16 protein-coding genes are annotated in these 16640 nt (G+C 60.0%); 3 read left to right on the plus strand and 13 right to left on the minus strand.

From position 1 onward, the window contains the following. Positions 1 to 116: 116 nt before the first annotated feature. The 6 genes from ACOYXJ_RS22705 to ACOYXJ_RS22730 all read right to left on the minus strand — a co-directional run bounded on the left by ACOYXJ_RS22705 (position 117) and on the right by ACOYXJ_RS22730 (position 6590). Positions 117 to 2297: a TonB-dependent siderophore receptor gene (locus ACOYXJ_RS22705; protein WP_460371569.1), complete on the minus strand. Its 2181-nt coding sequence runs from the start codon at positions 2295 to 2297 to the stop codon at positions 117 to 119. Positions 2298 to 2564: 267 nt separating this feature from the next. Continuing rightward, the gene (yghU, locus tag ACOYXJ_RS22710; protein WP_460371571.1) at positions 2565 to 3404 is read right to left on the minus strand and encodes a glutathione-dependent disulfide-bond oxidoreductase; all 840 of its coding nucleotides are present in this window, start codon (positions 3402 to 3404) and stop codon (positions 2565 to 2567) included. Positions 3405 to 3662: 258 nt separating this feature from the next. Then, on the minus strand, positions 3663 to 4046 hold the full coding sequence (locus tag ACOYXJ_RS22715) for a hypothetical protein (protein ID WP_460371573.1): 384 nt from the start codon (positions 4044 to 4046) through the stop codon (positions 3663 to 3665). 48 nt (positions 4047 to 4094) lie between these two features. After that, positions 4095 to 4505, minus strand: coding sequence for a GFA family protein (locus tag ACOYXJ_RS22720; RefSeq protein WP_123450170.1), 411 nt, complete (start codon positions 4503 to 4505; stop codon positions 4095 to 4097). A 2-nt stretch (positions 4506 to 4507) separates the two neighbouring features. Beyond that, positions 4508 to 5584 carry an alpha/beta hydrolase family protein gene (locus ACOYXJ_RS22725; RefSeq protein ID WP_460371575.1) on the minus strand — a complete coding sequence of 359 codons (1077 nt, stop codon included), beginning with the start codon at positions 5582 to 5584 and terminating at the stop codon, positions 4508 to 4510. Between the two features lie 61 nt (positions 5585 to 5645). Beyond that, entirely contained in the window at positions 5646 to 6590 is a 945-nt protein-coding gene (locus ACOYXJ_RS22730; RefSeq protein ID WP_460371577.1) for a LysR family transcriptional regulator, read from the minus strand. A gap of 124 nt (positions 6591 to 6714) precedes the next feature. Between ACOYXJ_RS22730 and ACOYXJ_RS22735 the strand changes: the two genes are divergently transcribed. The 3 genes from ACOYXJ_RS22735 (at position 6715) to ACOYXJ_RS22745 (ending at position 9874) form a co-directional block, all read left to right on the plus strand. Continuing rightward, positions 6715 to 6990, plus strand: a complete 276-nt coding sequence (locus tag ACOYXJ_RS22735) for a DUF2798 domain-containing protein (RefSeq protein ID WP_095118600.1) — start codon at positions 6715 to 6717, stop codon at positions 6988 to 6990. Positions 6991 to 7260: 270 nt separating this feature from the next. Beyond that, entirely contained in the window at positions 7261 to 9048 is a 1788-nt protein-coding gene (locus ACOYXJ_RS22740; protein ID WP_150692701.1) for a thiamine pyrophosphate-requiring protein, read from the plus strand. Between the two features lie 76 nt (positions 9049 to 9124). After that, complete coding sequence (locus tag ACOYXJ_RS22745; RefSeq protein WP_460373004.1) at positions 9125 to 9874, plus strand: DUF72 domain-containing protein; 750 nt, start codon at positions 9125 to 9127, stop codon at positions 9872 to 9874. 635 nt (positions 9875 to 10509) lie between these two features. Here ACOYXJ_RS22745 and ACOYXJ_RS22750 read toward each other — a convergent pair. The 7 genes from ACOYXJ_RS22750 to ACOYXJ_RS22780 form a co-directional block, all read right to left on the minus strand. Further along, the gene (locus ACOYXJ_RS22750) at positions 10510 to 10725 is read right to left on the minus strand and encodes a hypothetical protein (protein ID WP_460371579.1); all 216 of its coding nucleotides are present in this window, start codon (positions 10723 to 10725) and stop codon (positions 10510 to 10512) included. 118 nt (positions 10726 to 10843) lie between these two features. Further along, complete coding sequence (locus tag ACOYXJ_RS22755; RefSeq protein WP_460371581.1) at positions 10844 to 12523, minus strand: MFS transporter; 1680 nt, start codon at positions 12521 to 12523, stop codon at positions 10844 to 10846. A 188-nt stretch (positions 12524 to 12711) separates the two neighbouring features. Next, complete coding sequence (gene phnE / locus ACOYXJ_RS22760) at positions 12712 to 13479, minus strand: phosphonate ABC transporter, permease protein PhnE (RefSeq protein ID WP_095118605.1); 768 nt, start codon at positions 13477 to 13479, stop codon at positions 12712 to 12714. After that, positions 13476 to 14300: a PhnE/PtxC family ABC transporter permease gene (locus tag ACOYXJ_RS22765; protein ID WP_150795675.1), complete on the minus strand. Its 825-nt coding sequence runs from the start codon at positions 14298 to 14300 to the stop codon at positions 13476 to 13478. The genes phnE and ACOYXJ_RS22765 overlap by 4 nt, the downstream gene beginning before the upstream one ends. Beyond that, positions 14294 to 15091 carry a phosphonate ABC transporter ATP-binding protein gene (locus tag ACOYXJ_RS22770; protein WP_460371584.1) on the minus strand — a complete coding sequence of 266 codons (798 nt, stop codon included), beginning with the start codon at positions 15089 to 15091 and terminating at the stop codon, positions 14294 to 14296. The genes ACOYXJ_RS22765 and ACOYXJ_RS22770 overlap by 7 nt, the downstream gene beginning before the upstream one ends. Then, positions 15088 to 15951, minus strand: coding sequence for a putative selenate ABC transporter substrate-binding protein (locus ACOYXJ_RS22775; RefSeq protein WP_460371586.1), 864 nt, complete (start codon positions 15949 to 15951; stop codon positions 15088 to 15090). Before ACOYXJ_RS22775 ends, ACOYXJ_RS22770 begins: the two co-directional genes overlap by 4 nt. A 249-nt stretch (positions 15952 to 16200) precedes the next feature. Beyond that, entirely contained in the window at positions 16201 to 16599 is a 399-nt protein-coding gene (locus ACOYXJ_RS22780) for a RidA family protein (protein ID WP_460371588.1), read from the minus strand. Positions 16600 to 16640 lie beyond the last annotated feature (41 nt).

The following is a 16640-nucleotide window of genomic DNA, read 5'->3' on the forward strand; positions in this document are numbered from 1 at the left end:
CGCTTAGAGACTATCTGGTATTGCCGTTCATGACTAATGCGGCGGGTAGAAAAAACAAGGGCGCCGCGGATTTCCCCGGCGCCCTTGTTTGTTGTGACAGATCGAACGTTATCGACTCAGAACTTGTACTTGGCGGTCAGCATGTAACTGCGCGGGTTGCCATAGTTGTCGGTGGAACCCCAGGTGACATCAGAGCCGATGGCGGAGTAGTAGACGCGGTCAAAGATATTGTTCGCGTTGACTTGCAGATCCAGGTGTTTGTTGACTTCGTAACCGGCCATCAGGTCAGTGACCGCATAACCTCCCTGTTCGAGGCGGTAGCTACCGTTATTGGCCAGGGTGATGTCGTTATACATGCGGCTCTGCCAGTAGACGTTGCCGCCCACGCGCAGATTCTGCAGCGGGCCCTGGAAGCGGTACACCGTAGACACCTTGAACAGATGCTCGGGTGTGTCGGTATCGAAACGCTGATTGTTGTTGGCCGGGTTTTCGTCCTTGATGTAATGCGCGCGGGTGTAGGTGTAGCCGGCGCCGACCTGCCAGTTTTCGGTCAGGGCGCCTTGCAGTTCCATGTCCACGCCTTGGCTGCGCACTTTGCCTGATGTGTTGTAGCAGGTCATGACCGGGCAGCCGAACTGGTTGTCGGCCAAGGTGGCGCGGCCGGTCTGGTCCATCTGGAACACCGCCAGGCTGGCGTTGAGGGCGCCGTTGAAGTACTCGCCCTTGATGCCCACTTCGTAGTTTTCACCGACGATCGGATCAAGCACTTTGCCGCCGAGGTCCTTTTGGGTTTGCGGGGTGAAAATGTCGGTGTAGCTGGCGTACACCGAGTGATGGTCGTCCAGCTTGTAGATCAGGCCGGCGTAACGGGTGAGGTTGCGGGTGACCTTGTAATCGCCGTCGGCCGTGCGGTCATCGTAGTCGTACCAGTCGAGGCGGCCACCGAGGATCAGCGTCAATGGATCGGCCAGGCTCAGGCGGGTGGTCAGGTACACGGCGTCCTGGGTGGTGACGCTGCGGGTTTTGCCATCACGGACGAAGTCGGGCTTTGGCGCGCCGATCGGCCAGGCGGTGGTGTACGGGTCGTACTCTTTGGTGGTCGCGTCATACACACGGTTGCTCGCGCCAACGACCAGTTCGTGGGTGCGGCCGAACGCTTCGAACGGGCCGCTGGCGAAGGCGTCGAACGCGCGCTGCTTGTCGGTGTGATGGGATTGATAAGCCGTGGTTTCCAGTGGACCGGCGTAACGCGACAGGTAAGTCCCGGAGAACTCGCCGTCGAGGGTCGACGAGGAACCGGCGACATGCAGTTTCCAGTCGTTGTCGAAACGATGCTCCACTTCACCGAATACGGTGTCGATTTGCAGCTTGCGGTTTTCCCAGTCGGTGCCCGGGTAGGTGGAGCGGGGCAGGTCGAGGTGATGGCCATTGGTGCCCAGCGGCAGACCGCCCCAGAAATAGTTGGTCTGTTCATTCTGCCGGGAGAACCCGAGGGTCGCGGTGGTGCTGTCGCTCAGGTCGGCCTCACCGATGGCGTAGAACAAGCCATGGTCGTTCTCTTCCTTGTCGCGAAAGCTGTCGGCGCCCTGATAGGAACTGACCACTCGACCGCGCAAGGTGCCGCTTTCGTTCAGCGGGCTGGAGGCGTCGATTTCGCCACGGTAGTCGTCCCAACTGCCGGCCGCGCCGGTGAGGGTCACGCGTTGATCGGCGGTCGGCCGTTTGCGCACCATGTTGATCGCCGCCGACGGGTTGCCGGCACCGGTGACCAGCCCGGTTGCACCGCGGACGATTTCGACACGGTCGAACATCGCCAGGTTTGGTTGCACTGCCATGGAGTAAGGCGAGTACGCGCTGGGCAGGCCGTCGTACATGATGTTGTCGATGTCAAAGCCGCGCGCCTTGTAAGTCTGCCGCCCCGGCCCGCTGGTCTGGCTGAGAAACAGTCCCGGTGTGCCTTTCACCACATCGTTGATGCTGGTCATGTTCTGGTCGTCCATGCGCTGACGAGTGATGACCGTCACCGCCTGAGGCGTTTCGCGCATGGTCAATGACAATTTGGTCGCCGTCCGCATCGGGCCGGTGGTGTAGGACTGGGTGTCTTCGGTGGTGCTGCTCATCTGGGTGGCGCCGATCTCGGTGGCGTCCAGTTCCAGCGTGCTCGCCGGCGCGGCTTTTTCAGGCGTAGCGGGTGATGCTTCATCTGCCAGCGCAGGGGTGATGCTGGCCATGCAGATGGCCAGCGCCAGGAGGTTCGGTGAACGGTTTGAACGACGGTAAATGGTGCGAAACGACATCAATCTGCTTCCCCAAATGATACGAAAACGAATCCAGTGCGAGTGCGTGTAGGAATTATTCGCATTAGTGTGTCAGATCATTCCGACTGAAGAAAGCCGTACGAGTCAGTTAGTTAACGAATTTTTCACAATCGTCCACGCGCTCTGCATCGAGGGTTGGCGCAGAGTTGCGGTTTTTCTGAGACGCGTGCGAGGGGTGAAGCGAGGCGCAGCGGACCGATCACAAAAGCGTGCGACCGGCCCTGCGGATGTGCGGGAGTAAAGGCGTCAGTTCAGATCATCAGCCTGATGACGTTCGGGCACCTGAGTCGCCTCATCGCCCCACGTGCGGTTGACGCGCTGGCCGCGAATAACCGCCGGCCGCCTGGCAATGTCCTCGGCCCAGCGCTGCACATGCGTGTATTCGTGGGCCGCGAGAAACTCGGCGGCGGAGTAGACATTGTTGCGCACCAATTGCCCGTACCACGGCCAGACGGCGATGTCGGCGATGGTGTAACTGTCACCGGCCAGGTAGGCGCTTTGCGCCAAACGCCGATCCAGCACATCCAGTTGCCGCTTGGCTTCCATGGTGAAGCGGTTGATCGGGTACTCCATTTTTTCCGGTGCGTAGGCGTAGAAATGCCCGAAACCGCCGCCCAGATATGGCGCCGAGCCCATCTGCCAGAACAGCCAGTTCAAGGTTTCGGTGCGGCCAGCAGGATCTTTTGGCAGGAAGGCGTCGAATTTCTCCGCCAGATACAGCAGGATCGAACCCGACTCGAACACGCGAATCGGCGGTTCAACGCTGTGATCCAGCAACGCCGGTATTTTCGAGTTCGGATTGATCTCGACAAAACCGCTGGAGAACTGATCGCCTTCGCTAATGCGGATCAGCCACGCATCGTACTCGGCAGCGCTGTGACCCAACGCCAACAACTCTTCCAGAAGAATCGTCACTTTGACGCCGTTGGGCGTGGCCAGTGAATACAGCTGCAACGGATGCTTGCCGACCGGCAGCGTCTTGTCGTGGGTAGGGCCGGCAATCGGCCGATTGATGCTGGCGAAATGGCCACCGGACGGGGCTTCGTTTTTCCAGACCTGGGGCGGAACGTACGACGTTTTGCTCATGTAAGGGGCCTCATCGTTGGCGAGTGGAAAAATACCTGCTGAGAATAGACAGGACACCACAGAACCGGCTTCGTATTCCAGAGCGCGATGGATTTCTGTGCTTGCAATTGCCCGCTGCACTGAGACTGGTCAAATCACCGCGGCCGTTCGAGAACTGCGCCAACAGCACAGCCTTCAGGACATGGCTGAGCGAAGCGATGAGCGCCTGCTTGCGTCAGGTCGACGGTGATTTGCCCCGCGATTGATCGGTCGCATCAGTCATTTCGCGCGCATATAACGTGCCCATTCGCTGGCTTTTCTGAAGCCATAAAAACCCAGGATCGAGACGGCGATGACCGCAATCATCGGCCCGATCACACCCAGGCCTGTGGTCATCTGGGTGTAGGCCGCGAGGGACAGGGCAAGCAGCGCATAGCCGGCGAGGTATTTCCTGTAAGCGATCAAGAGCATTGGCACGATCAGGACGACGAACAGATGAGTGGCGATGGTGATCAGGATTTCTGCGACCAATTGAACTGGCACGCTGCCCATGGATGCCTGAGCCATGGTTATTTCGGCGTCGTACAGAAACATCTGCAGCGCAATGACGCTTATTGCGGCCATTACCAGCGCAGAGAAGGCCGCTATTTTTGAGCGTTTCATCTGATCTCCAAAGGGTGAAGCAACGTTTGATGATTGCATCTTTCACGCTCAGCGCTGCGGCCATTGATCCTTGATTTCAAACCACGGTGCTTTCGACGTCACTTCGACGTGTTGCTGCTTTTCCGTGGTGAACGTCGTGTCCAGCGTGCCCAGGGCTACCGAAATCCAGTCGCGGTACTCACCCTGATTGTTTGCCCAGAACAGCGATGAGCCGCAGTTCAGGCAGAACTGGCGTTGTACCGATTGCGAAGACTGATAGGCCTTGAGCTGTTCGGCGCCCTCCAGCAATTCCAGGTTCTGGCGCAGCACGCTGCCATAGCTGGCAAACGCCGCGCCGTGGCTTTTGCGGCATTGGCTGCAGTGGCAGTGCGAAAGCGCTTTGGGCCGTGAGCGGATCTGGTATTTCACCGCTCCGCACAGGCAACTGCCCCGGAAGGTCTGAGGGGAGGGCGTCAGCATTGTTATTGCGGTTCCTTGTAAGTGATGGCTTGTTTCAAATGGTCAGGTGTCTGCGCCAGGAACCCGGTGATCAGGGAAACCACCTGCTGCTGAATCACCGCACGCGGGCGGCCACCCTCGCCATCGGTGCAGATAATGCTGTCGCCTGGCACATCTTCCTCAAGCATGGCCACGGCGCCAGGTTTGCAGATTGCCATGAACGTGAAATGGCTGGCGTCGCTGATCTCGACGTAACGCGATAAGGTTTTCGGCAGGCGTTTGGCGAGATCGACGGATTCCAGTTGCGCAGGCAATTCTTTCGACGGTACGCCGGCAGCGATCACCAGGATCGGCACGGGGTAGGCCGCCAGACTTGCATCGGTCATTCCGCGCGACAGACCAAGGTCCAGTGAAACCACGGCAGTCACGCGCTTGTCACGCAAATCGGCGGCCAGTCGGGCTTTCGATTGCGCGGTGCTTGCCGTGTTCATTTGGTTGTATGCCGTGCAACTGGCCAGTTGCGGATGGACTTTGCAGTCTTCGGCAAAGCGCTCGGGGTCGAAGCGTGCACCGCCGGCTTCGAGTACCGTCCAGCCGCCGAGCGAATGGCCGACAATGGCAATGCGATCCTTGGCCACTGCGCCGAATTTTTCCGGTTGCGCCGTCACCGCGTCAATGGCCCGGCTGAGGTCGACCGGACGCTGCCACAACTGTGCCGCGGCTTGCGGACTGCGGTCGCGACTGGTGGTGCCGGGATGGTTGACTGCCGCGACGATGTAACCCTGATGCGCCAGAGCACTGGCCAGCCAGGTCTGGTTGATCCAGCTTCCGCCATTGCCGTGGGATAGCACCACCAATGGATGCTCGCCCTTGGCGACCGGGGCGTCGAGCACCGCCGGTGCGCCAACGAAGACCGGGTTGTCGCCGAATAATTGTGGCGTCTGGGCCGTGGCCGAACCGGGGTACCAGACGACCATTTCCAGCGGGCGCTCGTTGCGCGGATCGGCCAGCGTGGCGTACTGGAAACCAACGGGTTGAGCGTCAGCGAATGCGTGGCTGCTCAAGCCGATCAGAAGCAGCGCGCCGAGAGATTTTTTCATTGTTGTTATCTTCCGTGATGGGCCGATTGTGCGAAGCGGACTTTGACTGATTTCGTGTGCTTCAGCGAGTGTCTTTGAACCCTTCGACGAAAACATTTGTTGTCGGCCAGCGTGCGATCAGATCTGCGCTCAGATAATCCAGGAAGGCCTTGACCTTCGGCGTCATCGCCGCGCGCTCCTGAACGCAGGCGTAGATATCCATCGGCTCGACGACGGCGTCGCTATGTTCGAGCAGCGGCAGCAGTTGCCCGCTCGCCAGATAAGGTGCCGCCACGAACTCTGCCAGCCTTGTGATCCCGGCCCCGTGGACAGCCATTTGCGCCAGCGCATCGATGTCATCGCTGATCGCAGTGGCATTGATATTGGCGTCGAAACGCTGGCCGTCACGGATAAAACTCCAGCGCAGAAAGCGCCCGTCCAAGGGATAACGAAAGGCCAGGCAGGCGTGGTTGTGCAAATCATCTGGCGATTGCGGCCACCCGGCGCGCTGCAGATAGGCCGGCGCGGCGCACATGATGAAGGGCAGCGAAACGATCTTGCGCGCGACGATGCCGTCCTCCAGTTGCGGCTTGATCCGCAGGCTCAGATCGAAGCCGTCCTGGATGTGGTTGATCTTGCCGTTGGTGGTCGAGAGTTCGATGAGCAGGCGTGGGTGTTGCGCGGCGAAACCGGCGATCAGTGACGCCAATACATGGCGGCCGAACGCGGATGTAGAGGCGATGCTCAGACGGCCCTGCAATTCGGTTTCATCGCTATTGATCGAGCTCTGCGCGGACTCCAGATCCGCTGCAATGCGCCGGACTTTCTCGTAATACACCGCGCCGTTTTCGGTCAGTGCCATGCTGCGCGTGGTGCGTTGCAACAAGCGCGCGCCGAGGTGTGCTTCCAGCCGGTTGATCGTCTGGCTCACCGCCGCCGCGCTCACGCCCAGCGTCTTGGCGGCGCCGACAATCGAGCCCGATTCCACCACTTTGATAAAACTGGCAATCGCAGTTAACAGATTCATTCATCGTCCCGTTCAGGGTTGATTCGTAAGTTCTGCTTTATAAAGTACCTGCGATTGAGCGTCTAGTTGCACGGGGGCGGCTTTGCTAACGTGCGGTCTCCCTGTCAACGGATGGAAATGCCATATGAATCAACCGACAAGCTCCGAAGCCTTGCTTATCAGCCGTCGCAAGCTTTCGCCACGTGCCACGCCGTATGTGTTCGCGTTGTACATGGCGACGATCATGGCGTTTCTGATGTCATTGGTGATCACCGCTGCCAACTCGGGCATTGATAACGACTACCTGAGTAATGCCTTGCACGCCTACAAGCTGGCGATGCCCGTGGCGTTTTTGTGCATCCTCGTCGTGCGGCCGATTGTGGTGAAACTGGTGGCGTGGACGGTGCATCCGCATCGTTGAAAGGCCCCGCCTCAGCAGCGACTGTTCCGGCGCCTTCGCGAGCAGACTCGCTGCCACATTTCAACTCAATTCCCTGTGGGAGCGAGCCTGCTCGCGAATAGCCTCACCATCGATCGACAGGTCTTGTGGGGGAATCAAAAAAACAAACAAGGATTGGCCTGAGGAAATCCATCGAAACTTCGCCAACAACCCGACTGTCCAGACCCTTACACCTCCTGGCAGATGTTCTGCCGGGACAGCTCCATACAGCGGAGAAAGACGAGGATCGAGATGACGATGACAGTGGGAGATTTTCTGGTTGAACGGCTCAGCGAGTGGGGCGTTACGCGGATTTTTGGCTATCCGGGGGATGGCATCAACGGCGTGTTCGGCGCGCTCAGCCGGGCCAAGGGAAAAATCGAATTCGTCCAGGCGCGGCATGAAGAAATGGCCGCATTCATGGCCTCGGCACATGCCAAGTTCACCGGTGAGTTGGGTGTGTGCATCGCCACTTCCGGGCCGGGTGCCTCGCACCTGATCACCGGCCTCTACGACGCACGTATGGACCATATGCCGGTGTTGGCCATCGTCGGCCAGCAGGCGCGCACGGCGCTCGGCAGTCACTATCAGCAAGAGCTTGATCTGGTGTCGATGTTCAAGGACGTCGCTGGGGCATTTGTGCAGCAGGCGTCGGCACCTTCGCAGGTGCGGCATTTGCTCGATCGAGCGGTGCGCACCGCCGTGGGCGAACGCCGTGTGACCGCGTTGATTCTGCCCAACGATTTGCAGGAGCTGAAATACCAAGCACCGGCGCGCGCCCATGGCACCGCGCATTCCGGGGTTGGTTACACGAAACCCAAAGTGCTGCCTTATGACGTGGATCTTCAGCGTGCCGCCGATGTTTTGAATGCAGGAGAGAAGGTCGCGATTCTGGTCGGCGCCGGGGCATTGCAAGCGACTGATGAAGTCATCGCGGTGGCGGAAAAACTCGGCGCCGGCGTCGCCAAGGCGCTGTTGGGCAAAGCCGTGTTGCCGGACGATTTGCCTTGGGTCACCGGCAGCATCGGCCTGCTCGGCACCGAGCCGAGCTACAAACTGATGAGCGAATGCGACACCTTGTTGATGATCGGTTCGGGTTTTCCGTACTCGGAGTTCCTGCCCAAGGAAGGTCAGGCCCGTGGCGTGCAGATCGATTTGCAACCCGACATGCTCAGCCTGCGCTATCCGATGGAGGTCAATCTGGTCGGCGATTCGGCGGAAACCCTCGCCGCGTTATTACCACTGCTCGAACAGAAAACCTCCAGCAAGTGGCGCAAGAAAGTCGAAGGCTGGCGCGGTAGCTGGGAGAAAACCCTGGAAAGACGTGCGATGGCCAAAGCCGACCCGGTCAACCCGCAAAGGGTGGTGTATGAGCTGTCGCCGCGCCTGCCCGATGAGGCAATCATCACCAGCGACTCCGGCTCGTGCGCCAACTGGTTTGCCCGTGATCTGAAAATCCGCCGTGGCATGCAGTGCTCGTTGTCCGGTGGTCTGGCGTCCATGGGTGCCGCTGTGCCTTACGCAATTGCCGCCAAGTTTGCCTACCCCGAGCGTGCAGTGATCGCGCTGGTGGGAGATGGTGCGATGCAGATGAACAACATGGCCGAACTGATTACCGTCGCCAAGTATTGGCGGCAATGGGCGAGTCCGAAATGGATCTGCGCGGTGTTCAACAACGAGGACCTTAATCAGGTGACCTGGGAACAGCGGGTGATGGAGGGCGATCCGAAGTTTGAAGCTTCGCAAAGTATTCCGGACGTGCCTTATCACTTGTTTGCCATTTCCATTGGCCTGAAAGGCATTTTTGTCGATCGCGAAGAAGACGTCGCCGCTGCCTGGGAAAAGGCACTGGCCTCGGAGGTGCCGGTGGTGATCGAGTTCAAGACCGACCCGAACGTGCCGCCGTTACCGCCGCACATCAAGCTTGAGCAGGCGAAGAAATTCGCCACGACGTTGCTCAAGGGCGATCCGGATGAGGCGGGGGTGATCGTACAGACCGCGAAACAAGTGCTGGGAGCGGTGTTGCCCGGCAAGAAATAACCGGTTAACACACAGGTTGATCGTTCCCGCGCTCTGCGTGGGAACGATCAGCGCGTACAGGTGAGGAGGTGTGTTTTTGATTTTCATTGGCTGTGCAGGCTGGAGTCTGGGGCGCGAACACTGGCCGGCATTTCCCGTAGAGGGCACGCATTTACAGCGCTATGCCGCGCGCCTCAATGGCGTGGAAATCAACAGCTCGTTCTACCGTCCGCATCGTCGGCAGACCTATGCGCGCTGGGCGAATGGCGTGCCGGAGGGCTTTCGCTTTTCGGTGAAAATGCCCAAACACATCACCCATGAATTGCGCCTCGCCGGTTGCGAATCAGCGATGGACAAGTTTCTCACTGAATGCGGCGGGTTGGGCGAGCGCCTCGGTTGCTTGCTTGTGCAATTGCCGCCATCACTGGCGTACAACGAAGCCATCGCCGAAGCCTTCTTCGTGATATTGCGTCACCGCTTCTCTGGCCCTGTGGTGCTTGAGCCACGGCATGAATCGTGGGTCAGCGCTGAGCCAGTGTTGAAGACTTTTCAGATCGCCCAAGCGGCCGTCGATCCCTCGCGCATCAGCAGTGATGCAGCGCCCAGTGGCTGGGCGGGAACCCGGTATTGGCGCCTGCACGGCTCACCGCGCATTTATCACAGCGCCTACGATTCACCTTACCTGCAAAATCTCGCACATGCCTTGCAGTCAGCGGCTGTAGCAGGTGCGGCGACTTGGTGCATTTTCGACAACACTGCCAGTGGCGCAGCGCTGGGCAATGCCTTGTCGCTGGCGCAGATTCAGGCGGCCGTGAAACTCAATCTGGCGAAGGAGCCCTCACCCTAACCCTCTCCCAGGGGGAGAGGGGACTGACCGAGGTGTTTGTGCAAGTTACGCCGACTTGAAAGACCGAGCTGAACGCAGGATTTGAAAAGCACACAAATCGCCTCCCTTTCCCCCTCTCCCCGTGGGGAGAGGGGACTGACCGCGCTGCTCGCGCAAGTAACGCCGACTTGAAATACCGAGTTGAGCGCAGGATTTGAAAAGCACACAAATCGCCTCCCTTTCCCCCTCTCCCCGTGGGGAGAGGGGACTGACCGCGTTGCTCGCGCGAGTTACGCCGACTTGGAAATACCGAGTTGAATGCAAGATTTGAAAAGCACACAAATCGGCTCCCTTTCCCCCTCGCCCTGTGGGGAGAGGGGACTGACCGCGTTGCTCGCGCAAGTTACGCCGACTTGAGATACCGAGTTGAACGCAAGATCTGAAAAGCGCACAAATCGGCTCCCTTTCCCCCTCGCCCTGTGGGGAGAGGGGACTGACCGCGTTGCTCGCGCAAGTTACGCCGACTTGAGATACCGAGTTGAACGCAAGATCTGAAAAGCGCACAAATCGGCTCCCTTTCCCCCTCGCCCCCTTGGGGGAGAGGGCTGGGGTGAGGGGGTAGAGCCAGCAGACTGTCGCGATCGCCTTCAATACCACTAATTACCGTCGGCCACTTTGCGTTCGATCTCATCGATCTTGCGCTGCAGCGTCTCGGCGTCCTGCTCCTTCACTCGGGTGGACGAGGGCGTGATGACTTTGTCCACGGCTTCGCTGTCATCGTCCCGGTCTTGAAGATCGCGCTCGACTACGTTCACCGGTTTGCCGGACGTGTCGGTGGGCGGGGCGTGCGGGGTTTTATCGTTGCTGTTCATGTTAGTGACCTCCAGTGGTGTAAACATTGGAGGCAGGCAGTGCAGCAGGCGTTCGATATTTTTGCCGGGTGGTGCCGAATGGCGCCCTCCCTCGGTGGAGAGGGCGCGCTGACGGTTTTCAGTCCTTGAGAATGTCACGATCCTTGGTTTCCGGCAGAAAGAACGTGCCGAGTATCGCCGTCATTACCGCAATCACGATCGGGTACCACAAGCCGTAATAGATGTCCCCGGTCGCGGCGACCATGGCAAACGCCACCGTCGGCAGGAAACCACCGAACCAGCCGTTGCCGATGTGATAGGGCAGCGACATCGAGGTGTAGCGGATGCGGGTCGGGAACAGCTCGACCAGCCACGCCGCGATCGGGCCGTAGACCATGGTTACGTAGATCACCAGCACGGTGAGCAAGAGCAGGACCATCGGGTAGTTGGTTTTCGCCGGGTCGGCTTTCTCCGGATAACCGGCCTCCTTGAGCGCGGTGCCGAGGGTGGCGGTGAACGCATCGTTGCGTGTCTTGAAGTCGGCGGCTGGCAGCGCACTGCCTTCGAAGCTCTCGACGACTTTGTCACCGATGCGCACTTGCGCGACGGTGCCGGGTTCGGCGATCACGTTCTCATACGGTATCGCGCGTTTTGCCAGCAGGGTTTTGGCCAGGTCGCAGGAACTGGTGAATTTGGCCTTGCCCACCGGGTCGAACTGGAACGAACACTGGTCGGGGTTGGCGATCACTTTGACCGGATTTTTCTCCTGAGCGATGAACACGTCGGGGTTACCGTACTGGGTCAGCGCATGGAAGATCGGGAAGTAGGTCAGCGCCGCCAGAATGCAGCCGACCATGATGATCGGCTTGCGCCCGATCCGGTCGGAAAGACTGCCGAAAATCACGAAGAACGGCGTGCCGATCAGCAGTGAACCGGCGATCAGCAGGTTGGCGGTCTGCGGGTCGATCTTCAGCGTTTGCAGCAGGAAAAACAGTGCATAGAACTGTCCGGTGTACCAGACCACCGCTTGCCCGGCCGTACCGCCGAGCAGCGACATGATCACCACTTTGAGGTTGTCCCAGCGTGCAAAGGATTCGGTCAGCGGCGCTTTCGACGCCTTGCCTTCGGCCTTCATCTTCTGGAACACCGGCGACTCGCTCAGTTGCAGGCGGATGTACACCGAGACGATCAGCAGCAGGATCGACAGCAGAAACGGAATCCGCCAGCCCCACGCTTCGAAGGCTTCCGTACCCAGTGCGGTGCGGCAGGCGAGGATCACCAACAGCGACAGAAACAGACCGAGGGTCGCGGTGGTTTGAATCCATGAAGTGAAGAAGCCGCGTCTGTTGCGTGGCGCGTGCTCGGCCACGTAGGTTGCGGCGCCGCCATACTCGCCACCCAGCGCCAGACCTTGCAGCAGGCGCAGGGTGATCAGGATCACCGGCGCGGCGACGCCAATGGTCGCGTAACCGGGCAACAGACCGACAATCGCGGTCGACACACCCATGATCACGATGGTGATGAGGAACGTGTGTTTGCGCCCGATCATGTCACCGAGCCGGCCGAACACGATCGCCCCGAACGGCCGCACCGCGAACCCGGCGGCGAACGCCAGCAAGGCAAAAATGAACGCGGTGGTTTCGTTGACACCGGCAAAGAAGTGCTTGGCGATGATCGCCGCCAGTGAACCGTAGAGGTAGAAGTCGTACCACTCGAAAACCGTGCCCAGGGAAGACGCGAAGATGACCTTGCGCTCCTCCTTGGTGATGCCGCCGCTGCGCGGTGGACTGCCGGTGGATGCTGTGTCGATTGTGGCCATGGGTGTTCTCCGTCGTGCTTATTGTTGAAGGCCGGAGTCCCCCGTTACCGCTTATCGCACTCTGGCCTTGTGGCGTATGCCGCAACTGCTCTCGCGTGAAACTTGCACAGTCTGACTGCCTCGCATGGCTGCAAGGTTTCCTGAAGCATAATCAGCTTTTGCCAGATATCCACCCGCCGGCCCGCGCATCAGGCTTTGACCCAGCGCTGACGACTCCACGCACTCAGCCAGTCGACCACAAACACCAGCACCAGCATTGCCAGAATCACCGTACTCGCTTGCGCTTCCTGAAACAGGCTGAGGCTCACATAGAGCATCTGCCCAAGCCCGCCGGCGCCGACAAATCCCAGCACGCTGGCCATGCGAATATTGTTTTCCCAACGATACAGAATGTAGGCGAGCAGCTGCGGCGCCAGGTTCGGCAGTGTGCCGTAGCAGAACGCAAGGATTGGATTGCCGCCCTGCAAACGAATGGCTTCGGCCGGTTGCGGCGGCGTATTTTCCAGAGCTTCGGCAAACAACCGGCCGAGCACGCCGGTGGTGTGCAGGGCGAGGGCGAGGGTGCCGGCGTTCGGCCCGAGGCCGGCGGCAAGCACCATCAGCGCCGCCCAGACCAGTTCCGGAATCGCCCGCAAGGCGTTGAGCAGCAGTCGCGAGGCACTTTGCAGCGGCCAGCCAAAACGCCCGGCGGCGGGCAGCGCCAGGACGATGCCGAACACGGCGGCGAGCAGGGTACCGAGTGCCGACATGGCCAAGGTTTCCAGCGAACCGTGGAAGATTGCCTTGAGGTAATCGGCGCTCAGATCCGGGCTCAGAAAGCGCTGCACATACGCGCCCATCTGCTTGAGGCTGGTGGCGCTGCCCAGTTCGCCGAGATCGAGCCCCAGATAAACGAAGGAGGCGATGACCGCCAACGCAATGGCCGCGATCAGCAGCAGGTTGAGCAGGCGATTCATGTCAGCCTCCAGCGCAGCAAGCGGCTGAGTTGGTCGGCGGCCAATACCAGAATCAGGAAGCACAGCAGAATACTGGCGACTTCACCGCCGGCGAACATGCGGATCGACAGGTCAATCTGCTGACCCAACCCTCCGGCGCCAACAAACCCCATCACCACCGATGCACGGATCGCGCATTCCCAGCGATAAACCGTGTAGGAAAGCAGTTCCGACGCGACATTGGGTAACGTGCCGTAAGCAAACGCCGCCAGTCGGCCGCTGCCGGCCTGCAACAATGCATGCGCCGGGCGTTGGTCAGTCGATTCGAAAATCTCCGCGTAGACCTTGCCGAGCATGCCGCTGTACGTGATGGCGATCGCCAGTACGCCCGCCGCCGGACCAAGTCCAACAGCGCGGACAAACAATAGCGCCCAGACGATTTCCGGCACGCTGCGCAAAAAGATCAGCAAACCGCGCACCGGCCAGCGCAACAGGCGCCCCAAGCGGCTTGGCACGCCACCGCGCGAGGCGGCGGACAGCGACAGCGCGCGACTGGCAATCAGCCCTGCGGGTATCGCCAACAACAGCGCCAAGGCCATGCCGGCGGTGGCGATGGCGAGGGTTTGCAGGGTGGCTTTGAGCAGTAACTGGAGAAACGCTTCGTCGTGCGCCGGTGGCCAGAACTGCGCGACAAAACGGCCCATTTCATTCTGGCTGTCGGGCAGCAACACACCCAGATTGAGCTCGCTGAGGTGAACGCCCGGCCACAGCAAGGCAATCGCCAATAGCGTCAGCAGCAGCCGTGGCCACGCCGCGGGATCGCGTGAATCGGCTTTCAGCATCGTGGAATCTGCACAGTCAAAGGCGCCACCGCAGCGGTCGGCGATTGCAGTTTTTCGTTGGCGTACAGCGCGTCGAGCATCTCGTGGCTGACTTGATCAGAGGCGCGGTCGAACAGAATCTGCCCGTCGCGCAAACCGATGATTCGCGGGAAGTGCGACAGCGCCAGATCCACCGCATGCAGGCTCGCCACCAGGGTGACGTTGTGCTCGCGAGCGTGGCGCGAAAGGATCGACAGCGTGTGCCCGGCCATGACCGGATCCATGGCTGACACCGGTTCGTCGGCCAAGAGGATTTCCGGCGCCTGATACAGCACGCGAGCGATGCCGACACGTTGCAACTGACCGCCAGACAATTGCTGGCAATGGGCGAACAATTTGTCGCCCAGATCCAGCCGCGCCAACGCCGCGCGTGCACCAGCCACATCCAGCGGATGCAACAGGTTCAACAGACTTTTACCCAGACTCCATTGGCCGAGCTTGCCGGCCAATACGGCTGTCACAACGCGCTGACGCGGCGGCAGCGGCGGCGCCTGATGCACCAGACCGATTCGTGCGCGCAAGCGTTGGCGCTGGCGGGCAGACAAGTGCCAGGCACGTTCGCCGAGCACCTCAATTTCGCCGCTGCTGGGCCGCAATGCGGTGGCCAGCAGGTTGAGCAAACTCGATTTACCGGCCCCGGACGGGCCAATGATGGCGACCTGTTCGCCGACGCCAATCTGCAAATCGACACCGCGCAGGGCGTCGACGCCATTGGCGTGGCGCAGGCTGCCCTGGTTGAGGCTCAGGGTCATTTCAGCAGTTCGGCAGCGCGGGCGGCTTCCTCGATGCCCTTGTAATTCTCAGGCTTGGTCTCGATAAAACGGCTGGCGGCCTGCAGATCAAGAATCTTTTTCTGCTCCGGGTTGGCCGGGTCCAGATCGAGGAACGCTTTTTTGATCTTCGCCGCCAGAGCCGGGTCGAGGGTGCCGCGTACGGTCCAGTTGTAATCGAAGTAGGTCGGCGTGGTGGCGAAGACCTTGACCTTGTTGGTGTCGACCTTGCCGGCGTCGACCAGTTTCTGCCAGACGCTGGCGTTCAGTACACCGGCATCCACCTTACCGGCCTGCACCCAAGCGACGGTGGCGTCGTGGGCGCCAGAGTAGGCGACACGGCTGAAATACGCCTCAGGCTTGATGTTGTCGTTTTTCAGCATGAAATAACGCGGCATCAGGCTGCCGGAGGTCGACGACACCGAACCGAAAGCGAAGGTCTTGCCCTTCAAGTCGGCGAGGCTATGCACATTCGGGTCAGCGGTGATGAATTTGCTGGTGAACTGCGCATCCTGTTCGCGTTGTACCAACGGGATTACTGGCGTCGTTGCGTCAGTTTTCAAGCGTGCCTGCACAAACGTGAAACCGCCGAGCCAGGCCATGTCGAGGCGATCGGTCGCGAGTGCTTCAACTACCGCCGGGTAGTCGGCTACCGGCACGAACTGCACTTTCATGCCCAGTTGTTGCTCCAGATACGCGCCCAGCGGTTCGAACTTGCGCAGCAGTTCGGTCGGCGCTTCATCGGGAATCGCGCTGACGCGCAACACGTCGGCCGCTTGGGCCATGAATGCAGAAAAGGACAGGGCCAGGCCGGCGGTCAGTGCCAGGGTGCGTTTGAGCATGGAATTCTCCGTTTCGTAAGCGTCAAAAGGCGATAGGCCGCCGCTGCAGGATCAACGCGGGGCGCAAAGTCAGGGTAGACGAAACGGCGAGGTTATACGCATTCGAGGCGGCAAAGGCCAGCATTGGAGCTTTACGATGTTTTACGCCCTGTCCCTGTAGGCGCTGCGGCACGCTGCGATATTTTTGATTTTAAAGGTCAACATCAAAAGATCGCAGCGTGCCGCAGCTCCTGCAGGTTTTGATGCATGTCAGGATCCAGGCAGCTTCGCAATCACCTTGATCTCGAAATCAAACCCGTACAGCCACGTCACGCCCACCGCCGTCACCGTCGGATGCGGCGCCTCGCCCCAGAACTCTGTCAGCACGACATTCCAGATCGTCTCGAACTTCGATGGCGGGTCGACGATGAATACGGTGACATCGACCACGTCGTCAAAGCTGCAACCGGCCTCGGTGAGAATCGCATTCAGGTTGTTGAAGGCTTGGCGCACCTGATTCTCCAAGTCCGGTTCGGGCGTGCCGTCCTCGGTGCTGCCCACTTGCCCTGAGACAAACAGGAATCCGTTGGAACGAATCGCCGGCGAGTAGCGATGGCGTTCATAGAGCGTGCGTCGTGCGGGTGGGAAAACTACTTCGCGCTGAGTCATCGGGGGTGTCTCCATCGGTGAGTTGATGGGGGCCACTTTAG

The organism is Pseudomonas sp. Tul2A7, assembly GCF_054790505.1.

Excerpts from the sequence above, each read along its gene's own strand:
- ACOYXJ_RS22705 (WP_460371569.1), bottom strand. The coding sequence starts at position 2,297 with ATGTCGTTTCGCACCATTTACCGTCGTTCAAACCGTTCACCGAACCTC.
- yghU (WP_460371571.1), bottom strand. The coding sequence starts at position 3,404 with ATGAGCAAAACGTCGTACGTTCCGCCCCAGGTCTGGAAAAACGAAGCC.
- ACOYXJ_RS22715 (WP_460371573.1), bottom strand. The coding sequence starts at position 4,046 with ATGAAACGCTCAAAAATAGCGGCCTTCTCTGCGCTGGTAATGGCCGCA.
- ACOYXJ_RS22720 (WP_123450170.1), bottom strand. The coding sequence starts at position 4,505 with ATGCTGACGCCCTCCCCTCAGACCTTCCGGGGCAGTTGCCTGTGCGGA.
- ACOYXJ_RS22725 (WP_460371575.1), bottom strand. The coding sequence starts at position 5,584 with ATGAAAAAATCTCTCGGCGCGCTGCTTCTGATCGGCTTGAGCAGCCAC.
- ACOYXJ_RS22730 (WP_460371577.1), bottom strand. The coding sequence starts at position 6,590 with ATGAATCTGTTAACTGCGATTGCCAGTTTTATCAAAGTGGTGGAATCG.
- ACOYXJ_RS22735 (WP_095118600.1), top strand. The coding sequence starts at position 6,715 with ATGAATCAACCGACAAGCTCCGAAGCCTTGCTTATCAGCCGTCGCAAG.
- ACOYXJ_RS22740 (WP_150692701.1), top strand. The coding sequence starts at position 7,261 with ATGACGATGACAGTGGGAGATTTTCTGGTTGAACGGCTCAGCGAGTGG.
- ACOYXJ_RS22750 (WP_460371579.1), bottom strand. The coding sequence starts at position 10,725 with ATGAACAGCAACGATAAAACCCCGCACGCCCCGCCCACCGACACGTCC.
- ACOYXJ_RS22755 (WP_460371581.1), bottom strand. The coding sequence starts at position 12,523 with ATGGCCACAATCGACACAGCATCCACCGGCAGTCCACCGCGCAGCGGC.
- phnE (WP_095118605.1), bottom strand. The coding sequence starts at position 13,479 with ATGAATCGCCTGCTCAACCTGCTGCTGATCGCGGCCATTGCGTTGGCG.
- ACOYXJ_RS22765 (WP_150795675.1), bottom strand. The coding sequence starts at position 14,300 with ATGCTGAAAGCCGATTCACGCGATCCCGCGGCGTGGCCACGGCTGCTG.
- ACOYXJ_RS22770 (WP_460371584.1), bottom strand. The coding sequence starts at position 15,091 with ATGACCCTGAGCCTCAACCAGGGCAGCCTGCGCCACGCCAATGGCGTC.
- ACOYXJ_RS22775 (WP_460371586.1), bottom strand. The coding sequence starts at position 15,951 with ATGCTCAAACGCACCCTGGCACTGACCGCCGGCCTGGCCCTGTCCTTT.
- ACOYXJ_RS22780 (WP_460371588.1), bottom strand. The coding sequence starts at position 16,599 with ATGACTCAGCGCGAAGTAGTTTTCCCACCCGCACGACGCACGCTCTAT.